Origin of the sequence: Mycolicibacterium fluoranthenivorans, from assembly GCF_011758805.1 — a bacterium.
GTDB classification, from domain to species: domain Bacteria; phylum Actinomycetota; class Actinomycetes; order Mycobacteriales; family Mycobacteriaceae; genus Mycobacterium; species Mycobacterium fluoranthenivorans.
In genome coordinates this window covers 3,143,738-3,158,069 of the sequence record NZ_JAANOW010000001.1, presented here as the reverse complement: position 1 = coordinate 3,158,069, position 14,332 = coordinate 3,143,738, and the positions used below count along the sequence as shown (strand labels likewise).

Sequence of the window (14,332 nt, the reverse complement as noted above, 5' to 3'; positions counted from 1 at the left end):
CCTATAGCAGTAGACTTACTACATGGATGCGCTGCGGTTGCGGATGCTGCGCGAACTTGCCGATCACGGCACGGTCGCCGCGGTGGCCGATGTCCTGTCCATGACGCCTTCCGCGGTATCCCAACAACTCAAGACCCTGCAACGGGAGGCCGGTGTCACGCTGCTGGAGCCGGACGGCCGGCGGGTGCGACTTACCGACGCCGGGCAGGTGCTGGTCGGTCATGCCGAACGCGTGCTTGCCGCACTGGACCTGGCGCAGGCGGATATGGACAGCTACCGCACCACCGCCCGCGGGCAGGTGACGGTGTCCTTCTTCCCCTCCGGTGCGGCAATGTTGTTGGCACCGCTGATCGTCAACACCGGGGGCCGCGGCATCGAGGTGATCGGTCGCGATATCGATGTGCCGGCGGCGCGTGCACCGCAGCAACTCGCCGATTTCGACGTGGTCGTGGTGCACCGCGACGAGCGGGACGGCAGCGCTTGGGGGCCGAGGTTCACCTCCACGGTGCTGCTGCGCGAACCGCTGGACGTGCTGCTGCCACCGCAACATCCGTTGGCAGGCACCGACCGGCTGCGTCTTTCCGAGCTCGCCGATCAGGACTGGATCGGCGTGGAAGGGGGCCTCATGGTCGATGACGTGTTCAAGTCGATCGCCACGCTCACCGGGGTGCCGGTGCGGATCACCCAGCGGGTCAACGACTTCCGCGTGGTCGAGGAATTGGTGGCGGCCGGGTTGGGTATCGCGCTGATGCCGCGGTACGTCACACTGGCCCGTGACCTGGTGCGCCGGCCGATCGGTGACATCCGGCTGGCCCGGCGCGTCGAAGCGGTGACTCGCGTGGGCGCCGACGCCCGGCCGGCCATCGCGCTGGTGCTCGAGGAGCTCCGCGCGATCGCCGCCGGGGTGGCCGGTCAGTCGATCAGTGAGTAACTGTTCGCAAGGTCGTCTTGGAGCACACTCGCGGGCCGCGTGGTGGTGTCCACGACGATCGACGACGACGGCACGTGCGTCTCGTAGCGCCAACCGGGCGGCACGGACAACCTCTCGGCGAGGCCGGCGAGATCGTCCAGGCCGAGTGTCGGATCGACGGTCTGGCTGTAGGTCTGCATGATCCACCGCCTGCCGTCCGGATCGACCAGCTGGTACACCGGCCGGCCCGCGTCGAAGGTGAAGACGGCCTTGCGGTCCACCTTGTTCTCGGTGTAGGCCGCCGGGTTCATCGACGCGAGTTGCACCGTGGCCTGACGGTTCATCTCGAGGCCACCGAACGTCTTGCGCTGCATCGATTCCCTGTCGGCTTTGCCGATACCGCTCATCAGCCAGTACCGGGGCCCGTTCAGGATCGCCGCGACCGCCCCGGCCTCCGCGGCAATCGCCGTGGCGTCGAGCTGATCCCACAGCTCACCGGGACAGTCGTTGAGCGGGAAGGTGTTGTAGACCGTCGCTTCCGGACCGGACTCCGTCAGGTGGACCAACAGCACCTCGCCGTAGCGCAGACCGAACACCCCGTCGCTCACCGAGACTTCGTCGGACACGTCGCGGCCCCTAGAGGTACTGCCCAAGGTTCGACTCGGTGTCAATGGCCCTGCTGGCCGACGAACTCTTGCCGGTGACGAGGGTGCGGATGTAGACGATCCGCTCCCCCTTCTTGCCCGAGATCCTGGCCCAGTCATCGGGATTGGTGGTGTTGGGCAGGTCCTCGTTCTCGGCGAACTCGTCGACGATCGAGTCCAGCAGGTGCTGGATCCGCAGACCCCGAGAGCCCGTCTCGAGCACCGACTTGATCGCGTACTTCTTTGCCCGGTCCACGACGTTCTGGATCATCGCCCCGGAGTTGAAGTCCTTGAAGTACATGACTTCCTTGTCACCGTTGGCATAGGTGACCTCCAGGAACCGGTTGTCGTCGATCTCGGCGTACATCCGGTCGACGATCTTCTCGATCATCGTCTTGATGGTGAGCGCACGATCACCGGAGAACTCGGCGAGGTCGTCGGCGTGCACCGGCAGATTCTCGGTCAGGTACTTGCTGAAGATGTCCTGTGCCGCTTCGGCATCCGGGCGCTCGATCTTGATCTTCACATCCAGGCGGCCGGGCCGAAGGATGGCCGGATCGATCATGTCCTCCCGGTTGGAGGCACCGATGACGATGACGTTCTCCAGGCCTTCGACACCGTCGATCTCGCTGAGCAGCTGCGGGACGACGGTGGTCTCCACATCGGAGCTCACCCCGGTGCCACGGGTGCGGAAGATGGAGTCCATCTCGTCGAAGAACACGATCACCGGCGTGCCTTCGGAGGCCTTCTCACGGGCCCGCTGGAAGATCAGCCGGATGTGCCGCTCGGTCTCGCCGACGAACTTGTTCAGCAGCTCGGGGCCTTTGATGTTGAGGAAGTAGGACTTCGCCTCGCGGGAATCCTCCCCGCGCAGTTCGGCCATCTTCTTGGCCAGCGAGTTGGCGACCGCCTTGGCGATGAGGGTCTTACCGCACCCGGGCGGGCCGTACAGCAGCACACCCTTGGGCGGGCGCAGCGAGTACTCGCGGTAGAGATCCTTGTGCAGGAAGGGCAGCTCCACGGCGTCGCGGATCTGCTCGATCTGCCTGGTCAGGCCACCGATATCGCTGTAGGCCACATCGGGGACCTCTTCCAGGACCAAGTCCTCGACCTCGGCCTTGGGGATACGTTCGAAGGCATAGCCGGCCTTGGTGTCGACCAGCAGCGAGTCACCGGGCCGCAGCTTGCGGGGCTTGTCGTCCTCGTCGAGTTGCACCTCGACACCCTCGGGCAGGAACTCCGCGGAAACCAGCGGCTCGGCCAGCCAGACGATGCGTTCCTCGTCGGCGTGGCCGACGACAAGCGCCCGGTGGCCGTCGGACAGGATCTCGCGCAGGGTGCTGATCTCACCGACGGCCTCGAAGGCGCCGGCCTCGACCACGGTGAGCGCCTCGTTGAGGCGCACGGTCTGCCCCTGCTTGAGCGTGCTGGTCTCGATATTGGGCGAGCAGGTGAGCCGCATCTTGCGACCGGAGGTGAACACGTCGACGGTGTCGTCGTCATGGGTGGCCAACAACACGCCGTAACCGCTGGGCGGCTGCCCGAGCCGGTCGACCTCCTCACGCAGGGCCAGCAGCTGCTGCCGGGCCTCCTTGAGGGTGTCCATCAGCTTGGCGTTGCGGGTCGCCAGGGAATCGATACGCGCCTCGAGCTGGTGCACGTCACGCGCGGTTCGCAGGCCGCTCGACGCTCCTACGGCATTTTCCAACTGCTCGCGCAGCGCGGCCGCTTCTCGGCGCAGGCGCTCTAGTTCGGCAGCATCGTCGCTGGAGATGGATGTGCTCAGATCGTCGCTGAAATCCTCTGAACGCTCTGACTCACTCATGTTGCGCTCCCTCCCGCACCGAATGTTGGTGCAGTAACAACTTCAAAGCTACCGGCGATTCAGCCTTTGTGTGCGGTCTAGGAATTCGACACACCAGCAACCCTTGTTAACCTCATTATCGAGTTGGCCCAATCGAAAGGACCACTGTGTTCCTGAAACCCCTCGTGACCGGTCTTGCCGCCGCTGCTGTCATCGCCGGTGCGGCCGCGGGCGGTGTGACGACCCTTGCATCCGGAGCGGCGCCCGCCGTCACCCCGGTGGTGTGGGACATCCCGATGCCGCAGACGCCGGCACCGCAGCTGGAGGCGCCTCTGGTGCAGACGCTGAACGGCCTGGCCGGCCCCGGTTCATTCGCCGGCAAAGCCGCCTACATCCAGGGCGGCCTGGGGCGTTTCGAGACGATCGCCGCCGATCGTGCCTATCGCAACGCCGCGGCGAAGGGTCAGTTCCCGCTGACCTTCGCCCTCACGGACATCGACGAGGGTGAGGGCTTCGCGACCGCGAACGTCACCGCCACCGCGGCGACCGGCTCGTCCGCCTCGCAGCCGGTGACGTTCGTCGCAGGGCCGAGCCCCACCGGCTGGCAGATCTCCAAGGACTCCGCCCTGGCGCTGCTGTCGGCCGTCTGACCCCTAGTCATTCGGTGTACCGCCACCCGGTAGCAGTGCTGAGTGCCGCCATCTCGATGGCGGCACTCGGGCTGTCCGGGTGCAGTGCCGATCCCGTGCCACCGGCCCCGACGGCCACGGTCAGTTCCGTCGCCGCCCCACCCGGTGAAGCGGCGCTGCCCGCCCCCGAAGCGCTCACCGACGTCCTCTCCCGGCTCGCCGATACTTCGGTTCCCGGCGAGCAGAAGGTCGCCCTGGTGCAGTACGCCACGCCCGATGACGCTGCCGCACTGGACAACTTCGGCCGGGCACTCTCGGACAACCGGCTGTTGCCGCTGACCTTCACCGCCACCGATCTGGCCTGGGCGCCCGACGCACCGGGTGACGTGGTGGCCACCATGACCGTCAGCTCGGCGGCGTCACCCAACCCGCAGCCGCGGCCGTTCGTCTACCCGATGCGGTTCACCCCGACACCCAACGGCTGGCAGATGAGCCGGGACACGGCCAATCAGCTCTTGGAGATGGGCACGAAAACCCCGTTGCCTACCCCGACACCCCCGCCGACACCCATGCCGGCGCCCCCGCCGCGCTGAGGTGCGCTGACTATTCGTCGGCTTCCTGAGCCCGCTTCTCCACCTCCGCAGCCACCTGCGCCTGCCGTTTGCGGCGCAGCGGCGTCGGTGTCACGGTGCCCGGTGCCAGCTTTCGGGCGCTGATCAGGAACGCGGTGTGCCCGCGCATGTTGTGTTGCGGGCGGACCGCCAGGCCCACCACGTCCCAGCCCCGCTGGAGCGACTCCCAGGACCGGGGCTCGGTCCAGCACTGCTGTTCGCGCAGCGCCTCCACGGTGCGGGAGAGCTGCGTCACCGTGGCGACATAGACGATGAGCACCCCACCGGCGATCAGGGCCTCGGATACCGTGCCGAGCACCTCCCACGGCGCCAGCATGTCCAGCACCACCCGGTCCACTTCGCCCGTGCCCGGAATACGGCTGTGGTCGTTGAGATCCGCGATCCGCAGGTCCCAGTTCGCGGGGCGCTCCCCGAAGAATGTCTCGACATTGCGAATCGCGTGCACAGCGTGGTCGTCGCGTACCTCGTAGGAGATGACCTGGCCGTGCGGGCCGACGGCGCGCAGCAGTGAGCAGGTCAGGGCGCCCGAACCGGCGCCGGCCTCCAGCACCCGCGCGCCGGGAAAGATATCGCCCTCGTGCACGATCTGGGCGGCGTCCTTGGGATAGATCACCTGCGCACCGCGCGGCATCGACAGCACGTAGTCGATGAGAAGCGGACGCAGCGCCAGGAAGGCGTCACCGTTGGCGGACTTCACCACGCTGCCCTCGGGCTGCCCGATCACGTCGTCGTGGGCCAGGGCGCCCCGGTGGGTGTGGAACTCCGCGCCGGGCGCGAGCACCATCGTGTAATGCCGCCCCTTGGGGTCGGTGAGCTGAACACGATCGCCGACGACGAACGGACCGGTAATAGACACGGAGTATCAGACTGCCAGACGCGCCGTCCCGGCTGCCAACCGTTGTCGGTGGGCGAACCTAGGCTGAGGCCATGAGCGTGCCACTGACGTTGCGGCGCCCGGCGCTGTCACCGTCGCGTGCCGGGGATTTCAAGCAGTGCCCGTTGCTGTACCGCTTCCGCGCCATCGACCGCCTGCCCGAGCCCATGTCGGTCGCCCAGGTTCGGGGGTCGGTGGTGCACGCCGCGCTGGAACAGCTCTACGGTCTGCCCGCCGCCGACCGGGTCGCCGACACCGCGCTGGCACTGGTGGGGCCCGCCTGGGATCGGATGCTGTCCGAGTCGCCGGAACTCGCCGAGCTGGATCCGGCACTACGCGACGGTCTGCTGGCCGACGCCCGCAAGCTGCTCTCGGGTTACTACCGGCTGGAGGATCCGACTCGGTTCGACCCGCAGAGCTGCGAACAGCGGGTCGAGGTGGAACTGAGCGACGGCACGCTGCTGCGCGGTTTCGTCGATCGCATCGATGTCGCATCCACCGGTGAGCTGCGAGTGGTCGACTACAAGACCGGCCGGGTGCCCTTCGCCGAGGCCAAGGCGCTGTTCCAGATGAAGTTCTACGCGCTGGCGCTGCTGCGCTCGCGTGGCGTGCTGCCCGCCCGGCTGCGGCTGATCTACCTTGCCGACGGCCAGATCCTCGACTACACCCCCGAAATGGACGAGCTGGCGGGTTTCGAACGGACGCTGATGGCGATCTGGCGGGCCATCCAATCCGCGGGGGCGACGGGCGATTTCCGCGCGCAGCCGTCGCGACTGTGTGACTGGTGCAGCCATCAGGCGCTGTGCCCGGAATTCGGTGGCACGCCTCCGCCGTATCCAGGTTGGCCCACGTCCACCGGGCCGGCGGAGACCCCTGCATGATCGACTGCCACTACCGCCGGACGGGTTCGGACGGCGACCTCGCGGTGTTCGAATCCACCCCGGGCACGGCGAGCAACTGGGATTCGGCGATTCAGCACGGGTCACCACCGCTGGCGCTGATGACCAAGGCCATCGAAGACCTGTGCGCCGATCGCCCCGAACTGCGGGTCGGCAGGCTGGTGCTGGACATCCTGGGTGCCATCCCGGTGGCGCCGGTCAAGGTGCGCGCCCGCGTGGTGCGCCCGGGCGCACGCATCGCCAAGGTCGACGCCGAGATGCTCGCCACCCGACCGGACGGGACGGATCGGGCGGTAGCCACCGTCAGCGCCTGGCTGCTGTGCACCAGCGATACCCGAGATGCGGTGACCGACCGGTATCCGCCCCTGGTGGAGGGCGAGGCGACGGACAGCCCGCACGGCTGGGCCGGTGCACCGGGGTACCTGGAGACGGTCAGTTGGCGTACCCAGCGCACCGCCCCCGGCGAGGCGGCAGTGTCCTGGATGAGCCCCCTCGTGCCGCTCGTCGATACCGAGCCGTTGACCGATCTACAGCGGCTGGCGATGGTGGTCGACTCGGCCAACGGAGTGGGCGCGGCGCTGGACCCGACCGAGTTCGTGTTCATGAACACCGACACCGCCGTGCATCTGCACCGCGCACCGGTGGGTTCGGATTTCGCGTTGCGCTCGCGCGGATCGATCGGTCCCGACGGTATCGGGGTGACCAACGCCGAGATCTTCGACCGGCACGGCTTCATCGGCACCTCGGCCCAGACCCTGCTGGTGCAGCGACGCTAGCCGGACGGTGCCAAATATTGCATTGCATCTATATAGACGCAATGCAATACTCGAATCATGGATGTGTTCGAGGCCGTCGCCGAACCCAGTCGGCGCACCCTGCTCGACGCGCTGCGCGCCGGTGAGCGCACCGCGGGCGAGCTCGTCGCGGCCCTCCCGAACCTGACCCAGCCCACGGTGTCGCGTCACCTGCGCGTCCTGCGTGAGGTGGGCCTGGTCGAGGTCCGCGCCGACGCCCAGCGCCGGGTCTATGCGCTGCGGGCCGACGGATTGGTCGAGATGGACCGGTGGATCGAGCAGTACCGCCAGTTCTGGACCGGTCATCTGGACGCCCTTGAACGCCACCTGGATCAAGGACGCGCGAAATGACCTGCCACGAAGGCGAACTCACCGTGCACGGCGAGCGGGCCACCCTGCGCTTCGAACGCCGGCTGGCCCACCCCGTCGCGGCCGTGTGGGCCGCGATCACCGATCCGGTGCAGCGCGGCCAATGGCTGGGCGACACCACCATCGCCGACGGGGTCATCGAGATGACCCCGAACGGCCCGCGCTATCCCCCCGAGCGCACCAGGGTGTCGGGTCGGATTCTGGTCTGGGACCCGCCGCACGTCTTCGAGCACGAATGGCGGCAGCCGATCCTGGGCGCCCACGGCGGCGTGGTCCGCTACGAGTTGCACCCGGAGGGGGCCGGCACGCTGCTGCGGTTCAGTCATCGCGGGTTGTCGGTGCCCGGCGCCAAGGGTTTTCACCCCGGCACCCACGCCTTTCTCGACCGGTTGTGCGCTCACCTGGCCGGACAACCACTGCCCGACTGGCAGCAGCGCTATCGCGAAGTCGCCGACACCATCAACAGCTAGGAGAGGTCATGTCCGCCAACATCTTCCCGCAGGTGGCGATCGCCTGCCATTCCGGCTTCGGACACACCGCCACCCTGGCCCACGCCGTCGCCGACGGGGTCCGGCGGGGCGGCGGCCGGGTCAGTCTCCTGCACGTCGACGCGTTGACGCCGGCCGACTGGGACACCCTCGACGGCGCCGACGCCCTCATCTTCGGCACGCCCACCTACATGGGTAACGTCTCGGCCGGATTCCAGGCCTTCGCCGAGCAGACCGGCCGGCGCTGCATGGAAGGCCTGTGGCGAGACAAGATCGCGGCGGGGTTCACCAATTCCGGCGCGAAGAGCGGTGACAAGGTGGCCGCCCTCATCTCGTTGTCGGTGTTTGCAGCCCAACACCATATGCATTGGGTCAGTTTGGGTTTGATCCCGGGTTGGAACGGCGCCGGCGGCAGCGAACACGACCTGAACCGGCTCGGTTTCTGGCTCGGCGCGGGCGCACAGACCGATGTCGACGCGAATGCCGATCAGGTGCACCCGGCCGATGTGCGCACCTGCGAACACCTCGGACACCGGGTCACGGTGGTCACCGCGCAGCTGCTCGCCGGCCGGGCGGCTACTGCAGCGGCGTGAGCTCCTGCAGCATCGTCGGCACCAGCTCGCTGACCGTGGGATGGATGTGCATGGTGCGCGAGATCGCGGTGTAGGGCAGCTTCGCGGTCATCACGTCGAGAACCAGGTGCACCACCTCGTCCCCGCCCACGCCGAGGATGGCGACCCCCAGGATCTCCTTGGTGTCGGCGTCGACGACGACCTTCATGAAGCCCTGGGTCTCGCCCTTCTCGACGGCACGACCCACCCGGGTCATCGGACGCTTACCCACCAGCGCCTTGCGCCCGGAACGGCGCACCTGCTCGACGGTCAGCCCGGCGCGTCCCAGCGGTGGATCGATGAACAGGCCGTAGGTGGTGATGCGATCGCTGACCCGGCGCGGATCGTTGTCGAGCAGGTTGGCGGCGACGATCTCGTAGTCGTTCCAGGAGGTGTGGGTGAACGCGCCCTTGCCGTTGCAATCCCCCATCGCCCAGATGTGCTCGGCGGTGGTGCGCAGCTGATCGTCGACGACGACATAGCCCCGGGCGTCAGTCTCGACGCCGGCGTGCTCGAGGCCGAGGTCGTCGGTGTTGGGCCTGCGCCCGACCGCGACCAGCACGTGGCTGCCGATGACGGGTTCGGTCCCGGCGTTCGGGCTCACCGCAATTCCGGTGTCCCGCTTCTCGAATCGGATATCGGTGGCATCGGTGTGTACCGCGATCCCTTCGGCCTCCAGGATCCCGCGAATGGCCGCCGAGACGTCTTCGTCTTCCCGGGAGGCCAGTCGCGGCCCGCGTTCGACGACCGTCACCTCCGCCCCGAAGCGGCGGTACATCTGCGCGAACTCCAGCCCGATATAGCTGCCCCCGATGACGACCAGGTGCGCGGGCACGGTGTCGAGCGCCAGGATGGAGACATTGGTCAGATAGTCGATGCCGTCGAGGCCGGGCAGGTCCGGCACCGACGCGCGGCCACCGACATTGAGGTAGAACCGGTCGGCGCGCAACAACCGTCCGTCGACGTCGATGGTATGGGGATCGACGAATCGGCCGTGCCCCCGGATCAGGCTGGCGCCGGCCATCCCTTCCAGCCAGCTCTCGACGCCCGCCCGGTCGTCGAGCATGATCTTGTCCTTGCGGGCCTTCACTTTCGCCATGTCGACGCTGACGTCACCGGTGCCGATCCCGTATTCGGCGGCGCGGCGCGCCGAGTGCGCGGCGTGTGCGCTGGCCACCAGCGTCTTGGTGGGGATGCACCCGTTGTTGACGCAGGTGCCGCCGACCAGCTTCCGTTCGATCACGGCGACCCGCTGTCCGGCGTCGGTCAGCCGGGCCGCCAGGGGCGGGCCCGCCTGACCTGCCCCGATGATGATGGCATCGAAAGACTCTGTGTTGCTTGACATCTCGTTGTCCCGGCGTTACAGCAGCGACGCGGCGGCGGCGACGGCGAAGCCCCCGATCACGGCCACCACGTCCTCGGTCAGGGCGATCGGCAGGTCACGGCCGCCGATGCGAGCCACCAACCGGGTGCGGGCCTCGGCTCCGCCGAGCGTGCCGAGCACGGCGCCGATGATGCCTGCGCCGACACCGGAGACGATGGTGCCGGTCTTGGCGTGGTAGATCGCGCCGGTCACCAGGACCGCCGCGGCGAATCCACCGGTGAGCAAGCGGGCGCCGAACTGTGGCGGCACTTTTCGGCTCGGCGTGGCCGGCAGCTGATCGGTGACCAGCTCGACGACGAGCAGGATGGTCAGCACCGTCAGGGTGATCGGGTGGGTCAGCCAATGCGCCCAGGTGCCGTCGAGTGAGATCCAGCCCAGCGCGCCGGCCCAGGCCACCACCGCGGGTGGAGTGAGTGCCCGGAGCCCGGCGACGACACCGATCAACAATGCGAGTAGCAGAACCACCACCACCGTCATACCCGGGACGCTAACACGCTCGGTGTCGGTGTGGCCGGGCGAATCAGAATCGGCAGAACCGGATATCAGAAGCCAGGATCGCCTTGGCGCCGATGGCCGCCAGCCGGTCCATGATCGAGTTGACCTCGCGCCGCGGCACCAGCGCCCGGACCGCGACCCAGTCCGGGTCGGCCAGTGGTGCGATGGTCGGTGACTCCAGTCCCGGCGTCACCGCGGTGGCTTGGTCCAGCACGGCGCGCGGGCAGTCGTAGTCCAGCATCAGGTACTGCTGTCCGAACACCACGCCCTGCACGCGGGCGGCCAGCTGATCGCGTGCCGGATCCGGTTCGGTATCGGCGCGTTCGATCAGGATCGCCTCGGAATCACACAGCGACGCGCCGAAAGCGACCAGATTGTGCAGGCCCAGGGTGCGCCCGGAACCGACGATATCGGCGATGACGTCGGCCACTCCGAGTTGGATGGAGATCTCGACCGCACCGTCGAGGCGAATGACCGTGGCCTCGATCCCCTTGTCGGCGAGGTCTTTACGGACCAGGTTCGGGTAGGCGGTGGCGATCCGCTTGCCCGCCAGCTCCTCGACCGCCCAGTCGCGCCCCTTGGGCGCGGCGTAGCGGAAGGTCGACGAGCCGAAGCCGAGCGCCAGCCGTTCGCGCACCGGCGCGTCCGACTCGGCGGCCAGATCCCGGCCGGTGATACCGAGATCGAGCTGTCCCGACCCGACGTAGATGGCGATGTCCTTGGGCCGCAGGAAGAAGAACTCGACGTTGTTCGCCGGGTCGACGACGGTGAGGTCCTTGGGATCGGTACGGCGCCGGTAGCCCGCCTCCGACAGGATCTCGGCGGCCGCTTCACTGAGTGCACCCTTGTTGGGGACGGCGACGCGAAGCGTATCCGTCGTCGATGCGCCGTGTGCGCGAAGAGTGGTCATCAGAGGTTCCGGTACACGTCGTCGAGCGTGAGACCGCGGGACAGCATCAGCACCTGGGTCCAGTACAGCAGCTGGCTGATCTCCTCGGCGAGCGCCGCATCGCTCTCGTGCTCGGCGGCCAGCCAGACCTCACCGGCTTCTTCGAGGATCTTCTTGCCGAGTCCGTGCACGCCGGCGTCCAGCGCGGCCACGGTCCCGCTGCCCGCGGGACGGGTCTGCGCTTTCTCACTGAGCTCGGCGAACAGGCCGTCGAAGGTCTTCACGACCTGCGATTCTTTCATGCGTGCGCCACCCGATTTGCAGGGGTGGCCATGATGGGCACCGTGAAACAGATCATCGTGATGCGCACCGATCTGAACATGCGCAAGGGCAAGATGGTCGCTCAGGGCGCCCACGCGGCGGTTGCCGCGGTGGTGGAGAACCTCGACGACCCGCGGGTCGTCGAGTGGCTGAACAGCCACTTCACCAAGATCTGCGTCGGAGTCGGCAGCGCGGAAGAGCTCTCCGAGGTGATGGCCAGGGCCCGGGCGGCGGGGCTGATCACCCGCGGCATCGTCGACTCCGGCCGCACCGAGTTCGGCGGGGTGCCCACCCCCACCTGCGCGGCCATCGGACCGGATACCGCCGACCGCCTGGACCCGGTCACCGGCGGTCTGCGGTTGTTGTGAGGCTTCGCTAGCCCTTCGCCCCGTGCAACACCTCGCCGTGCATATCCTCCAGGGACACGCCCTTGGTCTCCCGGACCCACCGGAAGACGAACAAGAACGACAGCACCGCGCACAGGCCGTAGAACCCGTAGGCCACGCCCAGGTGGTCGCTGAGCTTCGGGAACGAGACGGTGATCAACCAGTTCGCCGCCCACTGGCCGGCAGCGGCCAAGCCGAGTGCCGCCGCGCGGATGCGGTTGGGGAACATCTCACCGAGCAGCACCCACACGACCGGACCCCATGACATGCCGAAGGCGATGACGAACACGTTGGCGGCGATCAGCGCCACCGGTCCGGCCACATCGCCCAGGTACGGCTTGCCCGACGCGTCCAGCGACGCGGTGCCGAAGATGACCGACATCGTGATCAACGAGACCGCCATGCCCGTCGAACCGATCAACAGCAGCGGTTTGCGTCCGATCTTGTCGACCAGTGCGATCGCGATGAGGGTGGTGACGATGTTGACCACCGAGGTGATCACCGTGATGACGAACGAGTCGGCTTCGGAGAACCCGACGGCCTCCCAGAGCACATTGGAGTAGTAGAAGATCACGTTGATGCCGACGAACTGCTGGAAGATCGACAGGCCCAGACCCACCCACACGATGCCGTAGAGGCCGAGGAAGCCGCCGCCCGGCTTGCGCAGGTCGCGCCAGGACGGCTTGTCCTCGCGTTCCAGCGTCTCCTTGATCCGGTCGATGGTGATCTCGAGGTTCTTCTCGCCCAGCAGCATGCTCAAGACCTTGCGGGCTTCCGGAATCTTATGGCTGGCAACGAGATAACGCGGCGACTCCGGAATGGTGAACGTCAGCAGCCCGTAGACGACGGCAGGCACCATCATGACCAGGAACATCCAGCGCCAGGCATCCAGGCCGAGCCACAGGGTCTCGTTGGCGCCACCGGCGATCTGTGCCAGCACGTAGTCGATGGCCAGCGACAGGAAGATGCCGGACACGATGGCGAGCTGCTGCAGCGAGCCGAGTCGGCCTCGAATCCGTGGCGGCGACGTCTCGGCGATGTAGGCGGGCGCGATGACGGAGGCGATGCCGACGGCGATACCGCCGATGACGCGGAAGACGACCAGGACCCAGACGCTCGGCGCCAGCCCGGTGCCGATGGCGCTGATGAAGAACAGCACCGCGGCGATCTTCATCACCGTGATCCGTCCGATGCGGTCGGCGATCCGGCCGGCGGTCATGGCGCCGACGGCGGCGCCGAGCAGCGCCGAGGCGACCGCGTTGCCCAGCGTGAGGCCCTCGATGTTGAAGTCCTGCGAGATGGACGCCACGGCGCCGTTGATGACGGCGCTGTCGTAGCCGAACAGCAGACCGCCCAGGGCCGCCACCGAGGCGATGCGTACGGCGCTGGTACCCGACGTGAACTTCTCGTCACCGAAGACGGACGGGCCGTCTCCCCCTACCGGACCATGAGACATGAGAAGTCCTTCCCCGCGGCATTGCGTGATGGGTGCAACTCTCACCATCGCACAGACCGGACCGGCGTCAGGCCACTTCGGTCGCGAGTCCTGAGTGAATATCGCGCAGGGTGGCCACATCGACGTCGACGAGCGACGAGACCAGATGCCGGCGCGGGCTGGTCGGCACCGCAATGTCGTTGGGCACCACCAACACCGGACAGCCCGCAGCTTCGGCGGCAGCCGTTCCGGTGATCGAGTCCTCGACGGCCAGGCAGTGCTCGGCCGGCAGACCGAGCAGGTGCGCGGCCCGCCGGTAGGGGTCGGGTGCGGGTTTGCCACGCGGCACCTCGTCGGCGCAGACAGTCACCGAAAAGTAGTGCCTGCCAATGCTGTCCAGCGCCTTCTCGGTGAGGTGACGACGGGTGTTGGTGACCAGGGCCATCGGGATCCCGTCCGCGTGGAGCGCATCCAGGAGTTCGCGGGCACCGTCGCACCAGGGCAGCCCACCCTCGAACAGCTCGCCCACATACGCGTGCAGCCAGTCGATGGACATCGTGATCGCCGCCGGATCGGGCTCCAGGCCCAGATCCCGGTAGGTGTGCAGCATCACCGATTCGGCCGAGCCGCCGACGGTCGCCTCGCGGGACTCCTCGGTCATCACCCCGCCCATCCGGCCGTACAACGCGTGCATGCCGACATCCCACAGCTTCTCGCTGTCGACCAGGGTGCCGTCCATATCGAACAGGACGGCGCTCAGCACCGCAC

18 protein-coding genes are annotated in these 14,332 nt (G+C 67.6%); 9 read left to right on the top strand and 9 right to left on the bottom strand.

All coding sequences use genetic code 11. The features are described 5' to 3' along the window. The first annotated feature begins 22 nt into the window (after positions 1-22). Positions 23-931 carry a LysR family transcriptional regulator gene (locus FHU31_RS15255; RefSeq protein WP_167159565.1) on the top strand — a complete coding sequence of 303 codons (909 nt, stop codon included), beginning with the start codon at positions 23-25 and terminating at the stop codon, positions 929-931. Here the strand turns inward: FHU31_RS15255 and FHU31_RS15250 are convergent. Next, entirely contained in the window at positions 913-1,536 is a 624-nt protein-coding gene (locus tag FHU31_RS15250; RefSeq protein ID WP_263988071.1) for a hypothetical protein, read from the bottom strand. The genes FHU31_RS15255 and FHU31_RS15250 overlap by 19 nt on opposite strands. 10 nt (positions 1,537-1,546) lie before the next feature. Beyond that, positions 1,547-3,379, bottom strand: a complete 1,833-nt coding sequence (gene arc, locus FHU31_RS15245) for a proteasome ATPase (RefSeq protein ID WP_167159563.1) — start codon at positions 3,377-3,379, stop codon at positions 1,547-1,549. Positions 3,380-3,525: 146 nt separating this feature from the next. Here arc and FHU31_RS15240 point away from each other — a divergent pair, with 146 nt between their 5' ends. Together FHU31_RS15240 and lppK are read left to right on the top strand one after the other, a co-directional pair. Then, a complete protein-coding gene (locus FHU31_RS15240) occupies positions 3,526-4,008 on the top strand; it encodes an MTB12 family secreted protein (protein WP_167159561.1) in 483 nt (160 codons plus the stop codon). Positions 4,009-4,022: 14 nt separating this feature from the next. Then, a complete protein-coding gene (gene lppK / locus FHU31_RS15235) occupies positions 4,023-4,580 on the top strand; it encodes a lipoprotein LppK (RefSeq protein WP_475450079.1) in 558 nt (185 codons plus the stop codon). A 10-nt stretch (positions 4,581-4,590) separates the two neighbouring features. On the opposite strand, the gene FHU31_RS15230 is transcribed toward lppK, so the two are convergent. Further along, positions 4,591-5,475, bottom strand: coding sequence for a tRNA (adenine-N1)-methyltransferase (locus FHU31_RS15230; protein ID WP_167159559.1), 885 nt, complete (start codon positions 5,473-5,475; stop codon positions 4,591-4,593). Positions 5,476-5,546: 71 nt separating this feature from the next. On the opposite strand from FHU31_RS15230, the gene FHU31_RS15225 reads away from it, so the two are divergent. From FHU31_RS15225 to FHU31_RS15205, 5 genes are read left to right on the top strand one after another with little or no spacing between them, the layout of a single operon-like run. Beyond that, positions 5,547-6,374: a RecB family exonuclease gene (locus FHU31_RS15225; protein ID WP_167159557.1), complete on the top strand. Its 828-nt coding sequence runs from the start codon at positions 5,547-5,549 to the stop codon at positions 6,372-6,374. After that, the gene (locus FHU31_RS15220; RefSeq protein WP_167159555.1) at positions 6,371-7,168 is read left to right on the top strand and encodes a thioesterase family protein; all 798 of its coding nucleotides are present in this window, start codon (positions 6,371-6,373) and stop codon (positions 7,166-7,168) included. The genes FHU31_RS15225 and FHU31_RS15220 overlap by 4 nt, the downstream gene beginning before the upstream one ends. A 57-nt stretch (positions 7,169-7,225) precedes the next feature. Further along, positions 7,226-7,537, top strand: coding sequence for an ArsR/SmtB family transcription factor (locus tag FHU31_RS15215; RefSeq protein WP_167159553.1), 312 nt, complete (start codon positions 7,226-7,228; stop codon positions 7,535-7,537). Beyond that, positions 7,534-8,025: an SRPBCC family protein gene (locus FHU31_RS15210; protein ID WP_167159551.1), complete on the top strand. Its 492-nt coding sequence runs from the start codon at positions 7,534-7,536 to the stop codon at positions 8,023-8,025. Before FHU31_RS15215 ends, FHU31_RS15210 begins: the two co-directional genes overlap by 4 nt. A gap of 8 nt (positions 8,026-8,033) precedes the next feature. Then, a complete protein-coding gene (locus FHU31_RS15205) occupies positions 8,034-8,636 on the top strand; it encodes a flavodoxin family protein (protein WP_167159549.1) in 603 nt (200 codons plus the stop codon). Here the strand turns inward: FHU31_RS15205 and FHU31_RS15200 are convergent. The 4 genes from FHU31_RS15200 to FHU31_RS15185 are packed head-to-tail and all read right to left on the bottom strand — an operon-like array spanning position 8,620 to position 11,724. After that, positions 8,620-9,999, bottom strand: a complete 1,380-nt coding sequence (locus FHU31_RS15200) for an FAD-containing oxidoreductase (protein WP_167159547.1) — start codon at positions 9,997-9,999, stop codon at positions 8,620-8,622. The two genes, FHU31_RS15205 and FHU31_RS15200, sit on opposite strands and share 17 nt — an antisense overlap. Before the next feature lie 15 nt (positions 10,000-10,014). Then, positions 10,015-10,515, bottom strand: coding sequence for a DUF4126 family protein (locus tag FHU31_RS15195; protein ID WP_167159545.1), 501 nt, complete (start codon positions 10,513-10,515; stop codon positions 10,015-10,017). Positions 10,516-10,558: 43 nt separating this feature from the next. Beyond that, entirely contained in the window at positions 10,559-11,443 is an 885-nt protein-coding gene (hisG, locus tag FHU31_RS15190) for an ATP phosphoribosyltransferase (RefSeq protein WP_167159543.1), read from the bottom strand. After that, the gene (locus FHU31_RS15185; protein ID WP_090357793.1) at positions 11,443-11,724 is read right to left on the bottom strand and encodes a phosphoribosyl-ATP diphosphatase; all 282 of its coding nucleotides are present in this window, start codon (positions 11,722-11,724) and stop codon (positions 11,443-11,445) included. Before FHU31_RS15185 ends, hisG begins: the two co-directional genes overlap by 1 nt. Before the next feature lie 42 nt (positions 11,725-11,766). Between FHU31_RS15185 and pth2 the strand changes: the two genes are divergently transcribed. Beyond that, a complete protein-coding gene (pth2, locus tag FHU31_RS15180; protein WP_167159541.1) occupies positions 11,767-12,111 on the top strand; it encodes an aminoacyl-tRNA hydrolase in 345 nt (114 codons plus the stop codon). A gap of 7 nt (positions 12,112-12,118) precedes the next feature. Here the strand turns inward: pth2 and FHU31_RS15175 are convergent, their stop codons facing one another. Continuing rightward, on the bottom strand, positions 12,119-13,585 hold the full coding sequence (locus FHU31_RS15175; RefSeq protein ID WP_167159539.1) for a sugar porter family MFS transporter: 1,467 nt from the start codon (positions 13,583-13,585) through the stop codon (positions 12,119-12,121). Between the two features lie 67 nt (positions 13,586-13,652). Continuing rightward, positions 13,653-14,324 (bottom strand): HAD family hydrolase, encoded by a 672-nt coding sequence (locus FHU31_RS15170; RefSeq protein WP_090358215.1) that lies wholly within the window; start codon positions 14,322-14,324, stop codon positions 13,653-13,655. Between the last annotated feature and the right edge of the window lie 8 nt (positions 14,325-14,332).